At 67.2% G+C, this 14,099-nt stretch carries 15 protein-coding genes; 10 read left to right on the forward strand and 5 right to left on the reverse strand.

The window, feature by feature from the left end:
• Positions 1-1,207: 1,207 nt before the first annotated feature.
• From DRB06_RS12930 to DRB06_RS12950, 5 genes are all read left to right on the forward strand, one after another.
• Entirely contained in the window at positions 1,208-1,612 is a 405-nt protein-coding gene (locus tag DRB06_RS12930; protein ID WP_111820169.1) for a hypothetical protein, read from the forward strand.
• A gap of 171 nt (positions 1,613-1,783) precedes the next feature.
• Complete coding sequence (locus DRB06_RS12935) at positions 1,784-2,377, forward strand: hypothetical protein (RefSeq protein WP_111820170.1); 594 nt, start codon at positions 1,784-1,786, stop codon at positions 2,375-2,377.
• A gap of 87 nt (positions 2,378-2,464) precedes the next feature.
• Positions 2,465-3,682, forward strand: a complete 1,218-nt coding sequence (locus DRB06_RS15895; RefSeq protein WP_146750896.1) for a sensor histidine kinase — start codon at positions 2,465-2,467, stop codon at positions 3,680-3,682.
• Positions 3,675-4,343 carry a response regulator transcription factor gene (locus DRB06_RS12945; protein ID WP_111820172.1) on the forward strand — a complete coding sequence of 223 codons (669 nt, stop codon included), beginning with the start codon at positions 3,675-3,677 and terminating at the stop codon, positions 4,341-4,343. Before DRB06_RS15895 ends, DRB06_RS12945 begins: the two co-directional genes overlap by 8 nt.
• A 34-nt stretch (positions 4,344-4,377) precedes the next feature.
• Positions 4,378-5,526: a 1,4-dihydroxy-2-naphthoyl-CoA synthase gene (locus DRB06_RS12950; protein WP_111820173.1), complete on the forward strand. Its 1,149-nt coding sequence runs from the start codon at positions 4,378-4,380 to the stop codon at positions 5,524-5,526.
• Here the strand turns inward: DRB06_RS12950 and DRB06_RS12955 are convergent.
• Positions 5,517-6,062: a hypothetical protein gene (locus tag DRB06_RS12955; RefSeq protein ID WP_111820174.1), complete on the reverse strand. Its 546-nt coding sequence runs from the start codon at positions 6,060-6,062 to the stop codon at positions 5,517-5,519. The two genes, DRB06_RS12950 and DRB06_RS12955, sit on opposite strands and share 10 nt — an antisense overlap.
• 176 nt (positions 6,063-6,238) lie before the next feature.
• Between DRB06_RS12955 and DRB06_RS12960 the strand changes: the two genes are divergently transcribed.
• On the forward strand, positions 6,239-6,826 hold the full coding sequence (locus DRB06_RS12960) for a DUF1440 domain-containing protein (RefSeq protein ID WP_111820175.1): 588 nt from the start codon (positions 6,239-6,241) through the stop codon (positions 6,824-6,826).
• Between the two features lie 73 nt (positions 6,827-6,899).
• Here the strand turns inward: DRB06_RS12960 and DRB06_RS12965 are convergent, their stop codons facing one another.
• The 4 genes from DRB06_RS12965 to DRB06_RS12980 all read right to left on the reverse strand — a co-directional run bounded on the left by DRB06_RS12965 (position 6,900) and on the right by DRB06_RS12980 (position 11,491).
• Complete coding sequence (locus tag DRB06_RS12965) at positions 6,900-7,817, reverse strand: ABC transporter ATP-binding protein (protein WP_111820176.1); 918 nt, start codon at positions 7,815-7,817, stop codon at positions 6,900-6,902.
• Between the two features lie 3 nt (positions 7,818-7,820).
• Positions 7,821-8,909, reverse strand: a complete 1,089-nt coding sequence (locus DRB06_RS12970; protein WP_395994454.1) for an ABC transporter permease — start codon at positions 8,907-8,909, stop codon at positions 7,821-7,823.
• The gene (locus tag DRB06_RS12975) at positions 8,906-10,084 is read right to left on the reverse strand and encodes an ABC transporter substrate-binding protein (RefSeq protein ID WP_111820178.1); all 1,179 of its coding nucleotides are present in this window, start codon (positions 10,082-10,084) and stop codon (positions 8,906-8,908) included. The genes DRB06_RS12970 and DRB06_RS12975 overlap by 4 nt, the downstream gene beginning before the upstream one ends.
• A gap of 411 nt (positions 10,085-10,495) precedes the next feature.
• Positions 10,496-11,491 carry a 1,4-dihydroxy-2-naphthoate polyprenyltransferase gene (locus tag DRB06_RS12980; protein WP_111820179.1) on the reverse strand — a complete coding sequence of 332 codons (996 nt, stop codon included), beginning with the start codon at positions 11,489-11,491 and terminating at the stop codon, positions 10,496-10,498.
• A gap of 234 nt (positions 11,492-11,725) precedes the next feature.
• Between DRB06_RS12980 and DRB06_RS12985 the strand changes: the two genes are divergently transcribed.
• The 4 genes from DRB06_RS12985 to DRB06_RS13000 all read left to right on the forward strand — a co-directional run bounded on the left by DRB06_RS12985 (position 11,726) and on the right by DRB06_RS13000 (position 14,036).
• The gene (locus DRB06_RS12985) at positions 11,726-12,187 is read left to right on the forward strand and encodes a MerR family transcriptional regulator (protein ID WP_073328743.1); all 462 of its coding nucleotides are present in this window, start codon (positions 11,726-11,728) and stop codon (positions 12,185-12,187) included.
• Positions 12,184-12,630, forward strand: coding sequence for a carboxymuconolactone decarboxylase family protein (locus tag DRB06_RS12990; protein ID WP_111820180.1), 447 nt, complete (start codon positions 12,184-12,186; stop codon positions 12,628-12,630). Before DRB06_RS12985 ends, DRB06_RS12990 begins: the two co-directional genes overlap by 4 nt.
• A 163-nt stretch (positions 12,631-12,793) precedes the next feature.
• Positions 12,794-13,339 (forward strand): zinc ribbon domain-containing protein, encoded by a 546-nt coding sequence (locus tag DRB06_RS12995; RefSeq protein ID WP_073328738.1) that lies wholly within the window; start codon positions 12,794-12,796, stop codon positions 13,337-13,339.
• A 139-nt stretch (positions 13,340-13,478) separates the two neighbouring features.
• A complete protein-coding gene (locus DRB06_RS13000) occupies positions 13,479-14,036 on the forward strand; it encodes a DUF664 domain-containing protein (RefSeq protein WP_073328735.1) in 558 nt (185 codons plus the stop codon).
• The last annotated feature ends 63 nt before the right edge of the window (positions 14,037-14,099 follow it).

The raw sequence follows: 14,099 nt of genomic DNA on the forward strand, positions 1-14,099 counted from the left end.
CGGACGAACCAGCTAGAACACCCCGACACGCCGGTCTAAAGCAACACGTTCGCGCCTATAACCCTCATTTTCGGGCTGGCGAGGTCGTTTTGGCCGGTCATAGGACATTGTCGGGCTGGCGGGGATGTCCTCGGGTCGGCGTCGGGGTGAGCGGTTCGTGTGTTTGGGTGGGGGTTCGTCAGGTAGCTCCAACGACTCGCCACTTCCGGCGCCGTGCGTCTGCCCCACGAACCGTTGCAAGAGGTGGCGAACCGTCGACCGCGGCGCGTGGTGCGCCACTGGGGCGCACGCGTCCACCACCACCTGGTCAGCCGCCGCTCCTGGCCCGCCACGTCTCCGAGCGCGAGGAGTCTGTGTGCCTGACGGCGAACCGTTTCTTCGTAGGGGGTGTGGAGGTTGGTGGTGCGAGCATCCGGGGTGGGGCGGCGTCGCGGGCGTAGAGCCAGTGGAATCAAGGCCAGGGCCCGATCATTGGGTACGCCCCTTCGGCCTCTGCTGCGCCCCTTCGGCGTCTGCTACGCCAGTTAGACCTCCGCTGAAGGGCCCAGAACCCTTCAGCAGACACCTAACCGGCGTAGTAAACCCCGAACCGGCGTAGTAGACGACGTCAGCGCCAAGCACGCAGGCGAACCGATCCCGGCTCCATCCACACCCACAAACACGAAGAACCCCATAAGACCTTGCAAGTATGGCACGCGCCCCCGGACGATACTCAACTCGCCCTCCGAAGCCGGTACGGCCCGGCCAGCGCGGCGAGCCGTGCACGGCGCTCCGCTCGAGCGTGCGCCGACGGACACTGGAACAGGCAGCTGAACAACCTGACGAAGGTCAACTGTTCGGGCACACCCGCGCGGCATAAAATGGGGTGGAGGAGGCGTCGGTACAGCTGCCGCACCGACCGGAGCGTCGAGGTCGACCCACGCGCACGCCCGAAGGATCAACGAGGAGCCGGAAATGAAAACCACCTACCGCGCTTCAGGGAGAACGATAACGATACTGGTTGGGAGCTTTTGCCTCGTATTCATGCTTTCAGTGATCGCGCTCGCTATTCTCGATGGCGCCAGCCTACAGGCTGTCACACTGACACCAACGCCGTGGATAACCGCGGTCTTGGGCACATTCATTCAGTGGCTGCGACTTCGAGAAGGCAATAATTAGACCGAGCCTCTACACCGACGCTTCTCCCCTGGTTCCGAAGGAATCCCGCATGAAAAAGTCGCTGCAGGAATTACGCGGGTACGTCGTGCTCTCGGTGATGGTTGTCATGGTCACGGCGCCGATGTACCTCGCCCTGGCAGCAGTCGCCCTTCTACCCGTCGGCAGACCCAAGTACGGTGGTCTCACGCTGGTTTGGCTGCCGCCGCTTCTGATGCTGACCTGGCTGGCAGTGGTGATCCTCTGGGGCGACTTCGTTTCCAAGTCACACGTGGGCCAGTTCCTCGGCGAGGCGCTGGAACTCGTCGTGCAGGCATCTGCCATGGCGCTCATCGGGGTGCTGCTGGTGGAGCCCCTGCCCGCGATCCTGGTATTCGGCACGACGGCGCTGGTCTCCTTCCTACTGCTCTACTGGCTGTACGGGAAGATCCCCGCACCAGAGGGAGACGACCGATAGCACCCCGGTCGGCAGCAGTGACACCATGCGGAACATCCGGCTTGCATAGCGGTCTGGCACGACAACCCTGACGAAGATCAGTCTATGATTCGGCTCATACTTTCCCTACACTCACCCTGACAGGTATCGGCCGATCGCAGATCGACGGACGAAATCCAATCAGGAGAACCCATGGCGACCACAACACAGGAATCCGACTCCCGCTGGCGCCCAGCAATCCCGCTCTGGGCGCTGGCTTCCGGGAGGGCCTTCATGGCTCTGCTTGATGGACTCGGTCTTGGCATCGTCACAGGGATCTTGTCGGCGTTGACCCACATGGGCCTGACCATCGACCGCGTGGTCGCATTCGCGATCGTGGCCGCAGTCATACGGGAGGTTCTCGACGCGACGGCGTCGCGGCTGATCATGCGAGCCAAGCGGTCGCAGGACCCCGAGGGACCGACCCTGACTGTCATATCGCTCATCTGCCCAGCCGTTGCAGGCTCCGCCGCTGCCACGCTGCTTGCGTCGTCCTCAATACTCACCCTCACCCTGGTGACCTGGATCTTCTACATGGTCATCATCGTCACGCTTGAGAAGCCTTGGAACACCACCCTCAACCACGAGGAAATGATGAAGCGCGGCCGCCAAGTGCGCCTGATGACACGCGAGCACTTCGCCGAGGAGATTCAGGACGGCCGCTTGAGTTTCCAGGAGATCGACGATGAAGGGTACTACGTTGACGAAGATGGCAACCGGATCGAAGAAGATCAGGCAGGGCATTGACAAGGCCCACATCATTTGCCTAGCGCTCACAATCACCCTCGCCACAGCACCCGCCTTCTCCCCAGACGGCAAGAACTATCCACTACCATGGTGCATTTTCGTGCCTTTTTCGACGCTGTGCCAACAACAATGACGGCCACCCTTCCGCTGAAGCGCACGCAGTTAAGGGTGATTGCATTAGCCCTAGCAGCTGGCCTAACATTGACATTAGACCTGCACTGGCTCATTGCTTCACCTGCACCCATTTCTGCAGGATGGGAAGCTCTTCAGTTCGTTGCCTTCATCGCCTATATGAGAAATCAACGCACCGGCACGCTAGTGTATGCCACGACGCTTGCAGTAGTATTTTTGCTTCCGGATGCACACCTCGCATGGTCGTCGTTACTCCCGTACGTTGCCGTCATTGACCTAATTGCACATCGACGCACATTAGTCGCCGTCGCGGTCTTCCTCACCGTACACATCGTCCAACTCCCCTCGGCAGATACACCCGCAGACGTTCTTGCCCCAATGGCGCTCTGGGCCGTCATCTGCGCCGGTGTGGGGCTGTTACTTCAATGGGTTGGCGGGCGAATGAATGCACTTGAGCGGGAGGCCAAGGCCTCTCGCGAGGCCGCCGATGCGCTCAACCGCCAACTGCGCCGTGACATCGCCGACACCCTGCACGACGACCTCGCCGCGGACCTGACTCACCTACTGATCCTGACCCGCCAGCTGCGCGAGGCGGCCCCGGAGCACGAGTCCGAAGCAGCCGCCGTCGAGGCGAACGCGCGCAAGTCCCTCGGTCACCTGCGCGCGCTCATCGACAACCTCGCGACATCCCCGCATTCCCAGGTCGAAGAACCTACCATCCCCGAACTCGTCGCCACCAGCAGGAAGGCACTTGCGCAGCGGTCCATCACCCTTGATGCGGACTTGGACAATACCGAACGTCTTCTCCCGCGGTACGGGCCCGAAGCCAGCCGATTGCTCGCGGCACTCATTCGCGAGTGCACCGTCAATGCCCTGAAGTACAGTGACGACGGCGATCTGCTCTCGCTGGTAGTCGAACCGGTCGAGAAGCACCTGGCGATCACCTTCACCGCGCCCTGGCGTGACCGCGAGGTCCCCGCCGAACTGCACGGCGGACACGGCCTAGCCACCTTGACGAGCCGCTTCGAGAAGGCCGGTGGCGAGCTCGTCGCCAGTAGGGTAGGTGAGTCTTGGACCGTCCTGGCAACCATCCCGATCGCCCCGGCACCTGATCACCCAGGAACGACCCACTCCACCGAACTACCGGAACGCACTGGAGCGTCCCATGTCTGAGGTAACCCCACCGCTGCGGATCATGATCGTGGATGACGATCCGCTCATCCGCACCGTATTCGCCGAGCAGATCGATGCGCAGCCGCCCGTCACCGTCGTCACCACCGCCGAGAACGGAATGGCCGCACTCGACCTGCTCAGCCGCGGCAATCTGGAGATCGACGTCGCCCTCGTCGACATCGACATGCCCGGGCTGAGCGGCCCCCACACCGCGCGCGCCATCATTCAGAACCATCCCGGCATCGCCGTCGTCATGTTCACCGTATTTCGGCGCGAGGACTCCCTCCGCGACGCGCTCGCCGAGGGAGTCAGCGGGTTCATCACCAAGGACGAGCCACCGGAGGCGGTCGCCCATGCCCTGGTTCGTGCCGCCCGGGGCGAGCCCGTCATGTCCTCCCGACCCACCGAGCTGCTCGTAGAGGCCTACCGGGTGCAGCAGGACCGGAGCGATGCCGTGCGGCAGGCGCAGGCCGCCGTCGAGAAGCTGCCACCGCACCTCCAAGAGGTCCACGCCTGCCTGCTGAAGGGGTTGACCAACAAACGGATTGCTACTCGCCTGAACCTCTCACAGAACACGGTCCGCCTCTACGTGTCCGATGTGCTCCACGAGCTCGGCTACAACTCACGCACCGAACTCATGGCCGCCTACATCACCGGCTGACCAAGACGCCGTCTCCTCCCCTTACCCTGTGCGCATGAGCCAGTCGTCAACTGCCGAGCCGTCGCCCCACCCGCTGCCGCAGCGGGTCTCGGAGATCTTCGATCCCCTCCACTGGCGCGACGTCGCCGGATTCGCCAACCGTGGCGACGGCCCGGGCGCGCTTACCGACGTCACCTACCACCGCGGCTGCGAGCGCGACGCCAACGGCGCGTGGGTGCGCGACCTGCCGGTGGTGCGGGTGGCCCTGGATCGTCCCGAGCTGCGCAACGCCTTCCGCCCCCACACCGTCGACGAGCTGTACCGGGTGCTCGACCACGCGCGCATGAGCGGCGACGTCGGTGCCGTCATCCTCACCGGCAACGGCCCCTCCCCCAAGGACGGAGGCTGGGGCTTCTGCTCCGGCGGCGACCAGCGGGTGCGCGGCAGGGACGGCTACCTGTACGAGAAGGCGGGCGACGACGTCGAGGCCGCGTCCACTGCCGGGGAGAACGCCGGGACGTCCCGCCCCGACGCCGTCGTCGGGAGCGTCGCAGCCGCGCCCACCGACGACCACGAGGCCGCTGCCGCGCCCACCGACGACCACGACGCCGCCGTCGCCGCACAGCGCGAGCGCCTGGACGCCGCCCGGGCGGGGCGATTGCACATACTGGAGGTGCAGAGACTCATCCGCACCATGCCGAAGGTCGTCATCGCGGCCGTATCCGGCTGGGCGGCCGGCGGCGGTCACTCCCTGAACGTGGTCTGCGACCTCTCACTCGCCTCCGCCGAGCATGCCCGCTTCAAGCAGACCGACGCCGATGTGGGCTCCTTCGACGCCGGTTACGGCTCCGCCCTGCTCGCCCGGCAGGTCGGGGACAAGCGGGCCCGCGAGATCTTCTTCCTGGCCCGCACCTACGACGCCGCCACCGCCGAGCGCTGGGGCGTGGTCAACGAGGCCGTCCCCCATGCCGAGCTGGAGGAGCGGGCGCTGGAGTATGCGCGCATCGTGGTCGGCAAATCGCCGCAGGCGATCCGCATGCTCAAGTACGCCTTCAACCTGGCCGACGACGGCATGGCGGGCCAGCAGGTCTTCGCCGGGGAGGCCACCCGCCTGGCCTACATGACCGACGAGGCCGCCGAGGGGCGCGACGCCTTCCTCGAGCGCCGCGATCCGGATTGGTCGCCGTTCCCCTACTACTTCTGAGCGTCCGCGCCCGGTTCCGCGGCCACCTGGCGGCGTCTCTTGGCCGCGTCCGCACGCGCCCACTCACAGGCCGCCCATACCTGGTCCAGTCGGTCCTCTACCGCCTGACGTGCGACGGCGGGGTCGTCGTACTGCTTCATATTCTCCAGTCCGCGCATGCGTACGCGCCCAGACGAGGTGTAGTAAACGGCACGATGGTGAGGGCGTCTGGCCAGACGCCGCTTCTCGACAACGAGAAGTTCCTCGCGCCGCCGCGGCCAGGGCAGGTAATCCCTGGCGATGTGCATGCCGCGTTCAGTCACCTGCACGCTCCGGGGCGACAGCAGAAAGCGGTGGGCGCTGTACCAGGCGGCTCCAAGCGCCGCGAAGTAGCACAACAGTACGAAGGCCCCCGTGCCCGCCATGTTCGCGATGACAAACAGCGCGGAGAGCATCACCGCCAGCCGCAGACCACACACCAGAACGACCGCCAGGATGGCACTGACAACACCCAGTGCGGTTCCGCCGTGCTCATCGTTCCTTTGGTAGTAGATCACACCTTTACCCTATGCGCTTGCTGGAGTTGTGTTGACGAGTTCGACACCCACCTTCGCCGCCGGGTCGCTTGGACACCGGCGCTACGCCGTGAAATCGTTGGTCGACCCAGATGAGCGCGCCGCAAGCGCCTGCTCATCATCGCCGCGGCGACCCCGCCGCAATACCCGGAGGTTCAATGCCCACCTGGATCACCCGCCTGCTCGGCTCGACCGAGCCCTCCCGACGCCGCCTCGGCGTGGCCACACTCGTCGGCCTCATTGCCGGCACCTTCTCCGCCCTGGTCAAGTTCGGCTGGGAGGTGCCCTTCCCGCCGCGCACACCCGGCATCCGCTCGGACACGAACCCGCCGCAGGCCATGCTGGAGTGGTTCGGCATGTCCCCGGAGACCTCGCACCTGACGGTGACGTTCTCCAACAACGAGCTGCCGATCATGTCCTTCATCGTGCACTTCAGCTTCGCGATCGTCTTCGGCCTGATCTACTGCATCGCCGCCGAGTACTTCCCGCGGATCAAGCTGTGGCAGGGTGCCGTCTTCGGCGTCTTCGTGTACGTGGGCGCGCACGTGATCGTCATGCCGCTGCTGGGCTGGGCCCCCAACCCCTTCCCCTGGATCGACGGCGCCCAGACCTGGTCGGAGCACTTCTCGGAGTTCTTCGGCCACATCGTGTGGATGTGGTCCATTGAAATCGTGCGCCGCGACCTGCGTAACCGCATCACCCGCGAACCCGACGCGGAGGTCGCCCTGGAGGCCGCCACCCGCTGAGCCCCTTCGCTTCCCGACGACGGCGCCCGCCCCGACTCTCCTGCCGGGGCGGGCGTCGTCTGTGCTACCCCGGTCAGCGGCCCAGGAGCGTCAGGATGTGGCGCCGCAGCCGCTGGAACTCGGGGGCGGCCTCGTCACGCCCCAGCCCCTCGGGCACGCGAATGTCCTCCACCACGTGCGCGGGCCGCTCGGAGAGCACGATTACGCGGTTGGACAGGCGCAGTGCCTCCTCCACGTCGTGGGTGACCAGCACCGCGGTGAAGCCCTGCGAGGCCCACAGGGAGGCGATCTCGTCCTGCAGGGTCAGGCGGGTGAGCGCGTCGAGCTTGCCGAAGGGTTCATCCAGCAGGAACAGGCGCGGCCGGTTGACCAGGGCCCGGGCCAGGGCCGCGCGCTGCGCCATGCCGCCGGACAGGGTGGTCGGGTAGGCGTCGGCGAAGTCGCGCAGCCCCACCACCTGCAGCGCCGCCTCGACCCGCCGCGGCTCCAGGCGTCCGCGTGCCTGTGGCCCCAGGGCGACGTTCTCCCGCACCGTGCGCCAGGGCAGGAGTGTGGCGTCCTGGAAGGCCAGTGCCCGCTCGGGGGCGGTGCCGGTCACCGGCTCGCCGTCGACGACGACGCTGCCCTGACTGGGAGTCTCCAGCCCCGACAGCAGCCGCAGGATCGTGGACTTGCCGCAGCCGGACTGGCCCACCAGGGAGACGAACTCCCCCGGGGCGATGTCCAGGTCAATGCCGTCCAGCACCGGCAACTGGTCCGGCTTGGCGGACTCGGCCTCATACCGGGCCCGGGCGGCGGGGGAAACCAGTCGCATGAGGGCCGGCACCCAGCCGTGGTCGACGTCGTGCCGCAGCGGGTAGTGGTGGCTGATGCCGGCCAGGCGCACCCGCGCTCCGCGCGAGGCGACGGCGCCGGTGGTGGAGGTGCCCGCTGCGTCCGCCTGCGCCGGCGCAGAAGTCGTAGAAACGGTTGAGGGCGTCGAAGCAGTCATCGTTTACCACCTCACCAGGTCCTGCTGCCAGGCCAGCAGCGAGGAGCGCAGTTTGAACAGCAGAATCATCAGGGCGCGGCAGAAGATGATGAGCACCGCCAGGCCCACGTACATGCGCGGGTAGTCGGCCCACCCCTTGACCCAGTTGATGTACCAGGCGAGTCCCTGGTCGACGCCCACCAGCTCCGCGGTCATCAGCGCCGCCAGGCTCGTGCCCAGGCCCGTGAACAGTCCGGTGAGCATGTCGGGCAGGGCCGCCGGGATGGCGATGCGACGCACCAGGAAGGACTCGCTGGCGCCCAGCGTGCGGGCCACGTCTATGTAGGTGCGGGGCACCGCCCGCACGCCGGCGCGGGTCATGGTCGCCATGGGGAACCAGGCTCCGAAGGCGACGATGAAGGCGGCCGAGGCGTACGTCGTCGGCAGGATGAGCACCGCCAGCGGCAGCAGTGAGGCCGCGGGCACCGGTCCGATCGTCTGCAGCAGCGGGTGCAGCCAGTAGTCGGCCCGCCGCGACCAGCCCATGAGCAGGCCCGTGATGAAGCCCAGTACAGACCCGACGGCGTAGCCGGTCAGGAACAGCAGCGCGGAGGATCCCAGGCACCTCGCCAGCAGCGTCCAGTCGCCGCGGAAGGCCTCGATGAGCACCTCCGGGGCGACGAAGTAGGGCGGGTCCAGCAGCCCGGACTTGACCGTGGTCAGCTGCCAGACGATGAACCACGCCCCGAAGAACACGATCCAGGGCAGCCGGTGGGCCAGTGCCCCCGCGGCGGGTGTGCCCGGGCGCGCCAGGGCCGCCGCCGTCCACAGCCCCAGCGCCACGATCCAGGCGCCGACCCCGGCGAGCAGCGGCGTCGTACTGGCCGTGCGCGCGTCGGCGGCGTCGGGGACCAGGACAACGACTCCGACATACACGGCCCAGAGGACCAGCGCCGCCCCGGCGAGACGAATCAGGGCGATGCGCCGACGTGGGTCCGCGGAGGGGCGCGGTGCGGTCCGGTCGGGCGGCGTCACAGCAGTGCCGGCCGGGACCGAGTCGTCGGCAGGAGCGGGCCGCCCCGCCGCGACGGCCGTCCGGGATGCGGCACTCACCGGTTGATCCCCAGGTCGGCGTAGACGGTGTCGGCGAGCTCGGCGGCGGCGATGCCGGAGTCGATGTAGCCGGTGAGCTTGAAGTCCTCGATGCCCGGCTCGATGGCCTCGCGGAAGGCGGTGGCCGAGGCCTCCCAGCCGTAGGTCTCCAGCACCTGCTCCACCAGGGACTGGTCGGCGGCCACGTAGTTGTTGTCTACCTCGATCTTGGCGATCTCCTTGCGGTTGGCCTCGGAGGCGGCCAGGTAGTCCGAGCCCTTCAGCCAGGCCTCGGTCAGTGCCTTGGCGTCGTCGGTCCGGTTGGCGACGAAGTCGCCGTTAAGGGCGACGGAGCAGCAGAAGGGCTCGTCGTCGTTGGATTCGATCACATGGGCGGTGCCGTCGAATACGGGCAGCAGCGGGGCCGGGTCCGAGCCCATGATGGCGTCGACGTCGCCGTTGGTCAGGCGGGTGCCCAGGGAGTCCTCATCAATGGTGGTCCAGGTGATGTCGCCGTGCTCGGGGTCCACGTCGATGCCGGCCTTGGCCAGGCCGATCGAGAAGTAGGCGAAGGCCGAGGAAGACAGTGAGGGGACGCCAATGGTGGCACCCTTCAGATCCGCGTATGAGGAAATAGGGGAATCGTTGTTGACCACAAGCTGCAGGCAGCCGGAGTGGAAGCCCGCGGTCAGCTTGGCGTTGATGCCGTTGTAGATGGGCTCCAGCCAGGAGAAGAAGATGCCGGGGGCACCAATGTACTTACCGGCGCTGAGCGCGTCCTTGGTGTCCTCGGTGCGCTGGGTGCGGGCGAGAGTGACGTTCAGGCCGGCGTCGTCGAAGTAGCCCTGGTGGTAGGCGGCGTACAGCGGAGCGGCGCAGATGTCGCCGCCGATGACCAGCGGCAGCTCCTCGGCGGTGCCGACGACGCCGGAGTTGGTGCGACGCAGCGTAAGCCATGCGGCGCCGCCGGCCACGGCCGCGGCGGCGAGTCCGCCGACGGTGAGCAAGCGCCGCCGGGTAAGGCGCGAGGTTTTGGAGGACTCCGCGGCGTCGGTGTCGTCTGCGGCGAGGATGTCGGCGGCGTTCTCGGCGGTGACGTCGCCGGCCTGGGGATCAGGGGTGCCGCCGGCCTGGGGTTCGGGGGTCGAGTCGGGCGTGTGCTCGGGGTTGTTGACGGGGTTGGAGGGAGTGGACATGGGGGTTCTCCTCAAGGCGCATCGACGTGATCGTTGCGCGGCTGCGGACGGAAATGGCGTTGTCCGAAAGGGAGGATCGCTGTCAGGCACAGGCGGACGGCGGCAGCAATGGCTCGTCCCAAGGTTTCCGCGGCGCTCGATCCAGGTCGGATTTGCGCCCCGGCGGGGCTCCGAATGATGCAGAAGTCGCGCGGAGTTGAGTTGGGGTTGAGTCGGGCTAGCGGCGGGCGTCGCGCCTCACGGACAGGGTCAGCGTGCCTGACAGCACCGACACATGCACACCTGACACATGACCGCGAGCGCCTGGGCGCTGCCAGCGGTCCGGGTCATCAGGTGAGTGTCAGCCATGTCCCGGACGCTAGCCCTCGCGATCCGAGCCGTGCAAACTGTCGGGCCGAACTCCGGCGGATCTCACACCAGCGCTACCAGGGCGACGGCCAGGACGACGCCGTAGGCCAGCTCGTACAGGCCGGCGTCGCGCAGGGCGGGGATCAGCGCCCGGCCGGTGGCCCCGGCCAGCACCGGCCGCAGCGTGCGCACGGCAGCAGCGGTGAGCACCACGAGCAGCACCGCGACGAGGGCGAGCAGCGTCCACACCGAGCCCGGCTCCGCGGCCCTCGCGGTAAGGTCGGCGCGCGCCCAGACCGGCACGAGGACGGCCATCACCACCGGGGTACACACCATGACGACGAAGGCCCGCCGCGCGCCGCGCTCCCCCAGGCGCACCGCCAGTGTGCGCTTGCCGTGCTGCGGATCGGTGTCGATGTCCCGCAGATTGTTGACCATCAGCAGGGAGCAGGCGATCAGGCCGATCCCGCTCGCGGCCAGCCACACCCACCCGGGCACGCTCCCGGCCTGCACGTACACGGTGCCGCCGGTGGCCATGAGCCCGAAGAAGATGAATACGAAGACCTCGCCGAGTCCCATGTAGCCGTATGGGTGGGAGCCGCCGGTGTAGAACCAGGCGGCCGCGACCGCGGCGGCGCCGGCTGCCACCAACCACCACTGGCCGGAGAGCGCCACGAGGGCCAGTCCGAACAACGCGCCGATGCCGAAACACCCGAAGGCCGCGTACTTCACGCGGCGCGGAGCGACCTGGCCGGAGGCGGTGAGCCGAGGTGGACCCGTGCGGTCATCATCGGTGCCGCGCACGCCATCGGAGTAGTCGTTGGCCAGGTTGGAGCCGATCTGCAGCGCCAGGGCCACGCCCGCGGCCAGCAGGGTGCGCACCAGCGAGAAACCGCCCAGGGCCGCGGCGGCGCCGGCGCCGAGAATGACCGGGGCGACGGCAGCGGGCAGTGTGCGCAGGCGCACGACCTCCATCCAACTGGTGGCGGCCGGGCCCGTGGGGCTCTGACCGCCGCGCCGTGTGGATCGGTTGCCTTCCGATGCCTGCCGCTCGCTCATGGTTTCCTTTCTCCGGTACGGGCAGAGCCTACTCGCAGAGCAAGGTGTCACAATCTGCACCACTTTCCCACGCGGACCGCTCGCGCCACACTAGGAAAACCCCGTAATCACGCGGGTCAAGCGGTGACCTGCACCTACAGGGACGGGGAAAGTGGTGCATTTCGTGTCACCGCGTCGGCCGATCCGAGGCACCGCATTGTCTTAGAGCGCACTCGAAGTCCTAGCGTTCGAAGTATGGATGCGGAAGCCCTAGCACAAGCCCTGCGTCTTGCGGTCGACCCACCCGGCGGAGTCGGTATCGAAGCGCTGCAAGGCCTGGTCCGCGATGATCAAGCGGCGGACTGGGATATCGGTACGACCGCCCGGCACCTGCAGCTCAGCCCGCACACGCTCCGCTACTACGAGCGTGTTGGACTGGTCACCGTCACGCGCGACTCGGTCGGTCACCGGCGTTACACCCCGGCGACTATTCGTCGCTTAGTTTTTCTCGCTCGCATGCGGGCCTCGGGCCTGTCGATTGCCGATCTCCAGCGATACATCAAGCTGGTCGACGCGGGCCCCGAGACGATTCCCGCCCGCGTCGCTCTGCTCACCGGGCACCGCGATGCGCTGCGCCACCGAATCGCTCAACTGCAACTCGCGCTAGCGGCCACCGAATTCAAACTCGCCACCTACTCGGAAGGACCTCAGCCATGAACTCTACCCAGCACGACATCTCATCCACCGAGAACCTAGCTCGGCGACAGCATGGTCAAGACGTCTTGTACCGGATCGATGGAGACCAAGGCGGAGCCGTCATCGACTCGCTCGCCGACATCAACCCGGCGATGGGCCACCACATTGCCGCATTCGCCTTCGGAGACGTCTACGACCGGCCGGGCTTGGATGCGCGTAGCCGGCAGCTGGTAACCCTCGGGGTGCTGACGGCTCTGGGCGGCTGCGAGCCCCAGCTCAAAGTACACGTCGGCGCCGCCCTAAACGTCGGGATCACCCGCGAAGAGATCGCCGAAGTGATGCTGCACGCCGCCGTCTACTGCGGCTTCCCGAAAGCTCTCAACGCCACCTTCGCCGCCCGGGAGGTCTATACGTCTCTTGATCAGCCGCAGGATCCAACGGTCAATGCGACAGATCGTCGCTGACGCTGCGTCCACCGGCACGAGTGGTCAGTATCCGGCACCGCCGCATCGATCTCGCCCTAGGATGCGGACCTCTGAGAGACTCGCATTACCTCCCGTTCCCGATTCGTGATTTTGTGGGCGGTCGGTTAGGGTGGGGCGTCCTTCCCCAAACGGAGGTCCTCGCATGACCAACAGCCCGAAACCCGACCAGCAGTCCCCGTACACGAACAACGGCGGACGGCCGCGCAGCTATGACGTGCCGACCTGGCGCAAGGTCGCCTACTACGGCGGGGCCGTGCTCCAGGGCGTGGGACTGGTCATGTTCTTCAGCGTCTTCTTTATCGGCTTCAGCGCCTTCTCCGGGATCGGTACTTCGGACACGGGCCAGGACATCGGCCGCATGTTCCGGTCCTTCCCCGTCTCACTCGTCGGTTTCATCCTGATCGGGATCGGCCAGTGGATCCGACGCGTCGGCAAGGAGGGACTGGCCGGCTCCGGCGTCGTGCTGTCGCCCCAGGGAGAGGCCCGCGACGCCGAACCGTGGAAGCGGTCGGAAGGCGCCCAGGATCAGATGCGGCTGGAGGAGGTTCCTACCCTGCAGACCGCACTCGGCGGCTCTTCTAAGCCGGCGGGCGCCCCGGCCGAGGTGGTCCGGCTGCGCTGCCGCTCCTGCGGATACCTGGAGACCGAGGACGCCACCTTCTGCTCCCAGTGCGGCCAACCGATCTGAGATCGCTCGGGGTCGGCCCGCAACTCTGCCCGCAAGCACACCGTCCGGTCCGGCCGCGCCCGCTACGAGTCAGAGCCCGGCCTGATTCCGTGGCACCGAGTCACTGGTCATAATCCCGGCCCGCCCCTACGGTGGGGGCATGAGCGAGCACACCGACTCCCCCACGAACGCCAATCCCTATCTCGGCCTGCTGGAGGCCTCACTGGATCGCTCCCGCGAGCGCTTCGACCGCGCCCTGAACGGGGTCACCGTGGAACAGGCGAACACTCAACCCACCCCGGAGCTCGCTCCGCGCATCGACTCCCTCAGCTGGCTGGCCTGGCACACCGCCCGCGAGATCGACATGCAGATCTCCGCCCTGGCGGGCACCGAAATGCTGTGGACCGCCGCCGGCTTCAAGGAGCGGTTCGCTCTGCCGCTGCCGGACGACACCGAGGACTGGCGCCACACACCGGCTCAGGCCGCGCTCGTGCGCGTGGCCGACCTGACGGTGCTGACCGACTATCTCGACGCCGCCTACGCCCTGGCGCGCCACTACCTGCGTTCTTTGTCGCCGCAGGCGCTTGAAGAGGTCATTGACCGGGCCTGGACACCGCCGGTCACTCGCGGGGTGCGGCTGGCCTCGATCATCGACGACGCCGCCCAGCACTCCGGGCAGGCCGTCTACACCCACAGGCTCCTGGGCCTGCCCGGCTGACCAGTTCCCGCGGCCCCGATGGGGGCGGCCCGAACCGACACTAGCCACGCGCCGCCCGGTCCC

This window comes from Actinomyces sp. Z5, assembly GCF_003287795.1.
GTDB classification, from domain to species: Bacteria; Actinomycetota; Actinomycetes; order Actinomycetales; family Actinomycetaceae; genus Actinomyces; species Actinomyces glycerinitolerans.

Excerpts from the sequence above, each read along its gene's own strand:
- DRB06_RS12930 (WP_111820169.1), top strand. The coding sequence starts at position 1,208 with ATGAAAAAGTCGCTGCAGGAATTACGCGGGTACGTCGTGCTCTCGGTG.
- DRB06_RS12935 (WP_111820170.1), top strand. The coding sequence starts at position 1,784 with ATGGCGACCACAACACAGGAATCCGACTCCCGCTGGCGCCCAGCAATC.
- DRB06_RS15895 (WP_146750896.1), top strand. The coding sequence starts at position 2,465 with ATGGTGCATTTTCGTGCCTTTTTCGACGCTGTGCCAACAACAATGACG.
- DRB06_RS12945 (WP_111820172.1), top strand. The coding sequence starts at position 3,675 with ATGTCTGAGGTAACCCCACCGCTGCGGATCATGATCGTGGATGACGAT.
- DRB06_RS12950 (WP_111820173.1), top strand. The coding sequence starts at position 4,378 with ATGAGCCAGTCGTCAACTGCCGAGCCGTCGCCCCACCCGCTGCCGCAG.
- DRB06_RS12960 (WP_111820175.1), top strand. The coding sequence starts at position 6,239 with ATGCCCACCTGGATCACCCGCCTGCTCGGCTCGACCGAGCCCTCCCGA.
- DRB06_RS12965 (WP_111820176.1), bottom strand. The coding sequence starts at position 7,817 with ATGACTGCTTCGACGCCCTCAACCGTTTCTACGACTTCTGCGCCGGCG.
- DRB06_RS12975 (WP_111820178.1), bottom strand. The coding sequence starts at position 10,084 with ATGTCCACTCCCTCCAACCCCGTCAACAACCCCGAGCACACGCCCGAC.
- DRB06_RS12980 (WP_111820179.1), bottom strand. The coding sequence starts at position 11,491 with ATGAGCGAGCGGCAGGCATCGGAAGGCAACCGATCCACACGGCGCGGC.
- DRB06_RS12985 (WP_073328743.1), top strand. The coding sequence starts at position 11,726 with ATGGATGCGGAAGCCCTAGCACAAGCCCTGCGTCTTGCGGTCGACCCA.
- DRB06_RS12990 (WP_111820180.1), top strand. The coding sequence starts at position 12,184 with ATGAACTCTACCCAGCACGACATCTCATCCACCGAGAACCTAGCTCGG.
- DRB06_RS12995 (WP_073328738.1), top strand. The coding sequence starts at position 12,794 with ATGACCAACAGCCCGAAACCCGACCAGCAGTCCCCGTACACGAACAAC.
- DRB06_RS13000 (WP_073328735.1), top strand. The coding sequence starts at position 13,479 with ATGAGCGAGCACACCGACTCCCCCACGAACGCCAATCCCTATCTCGGC.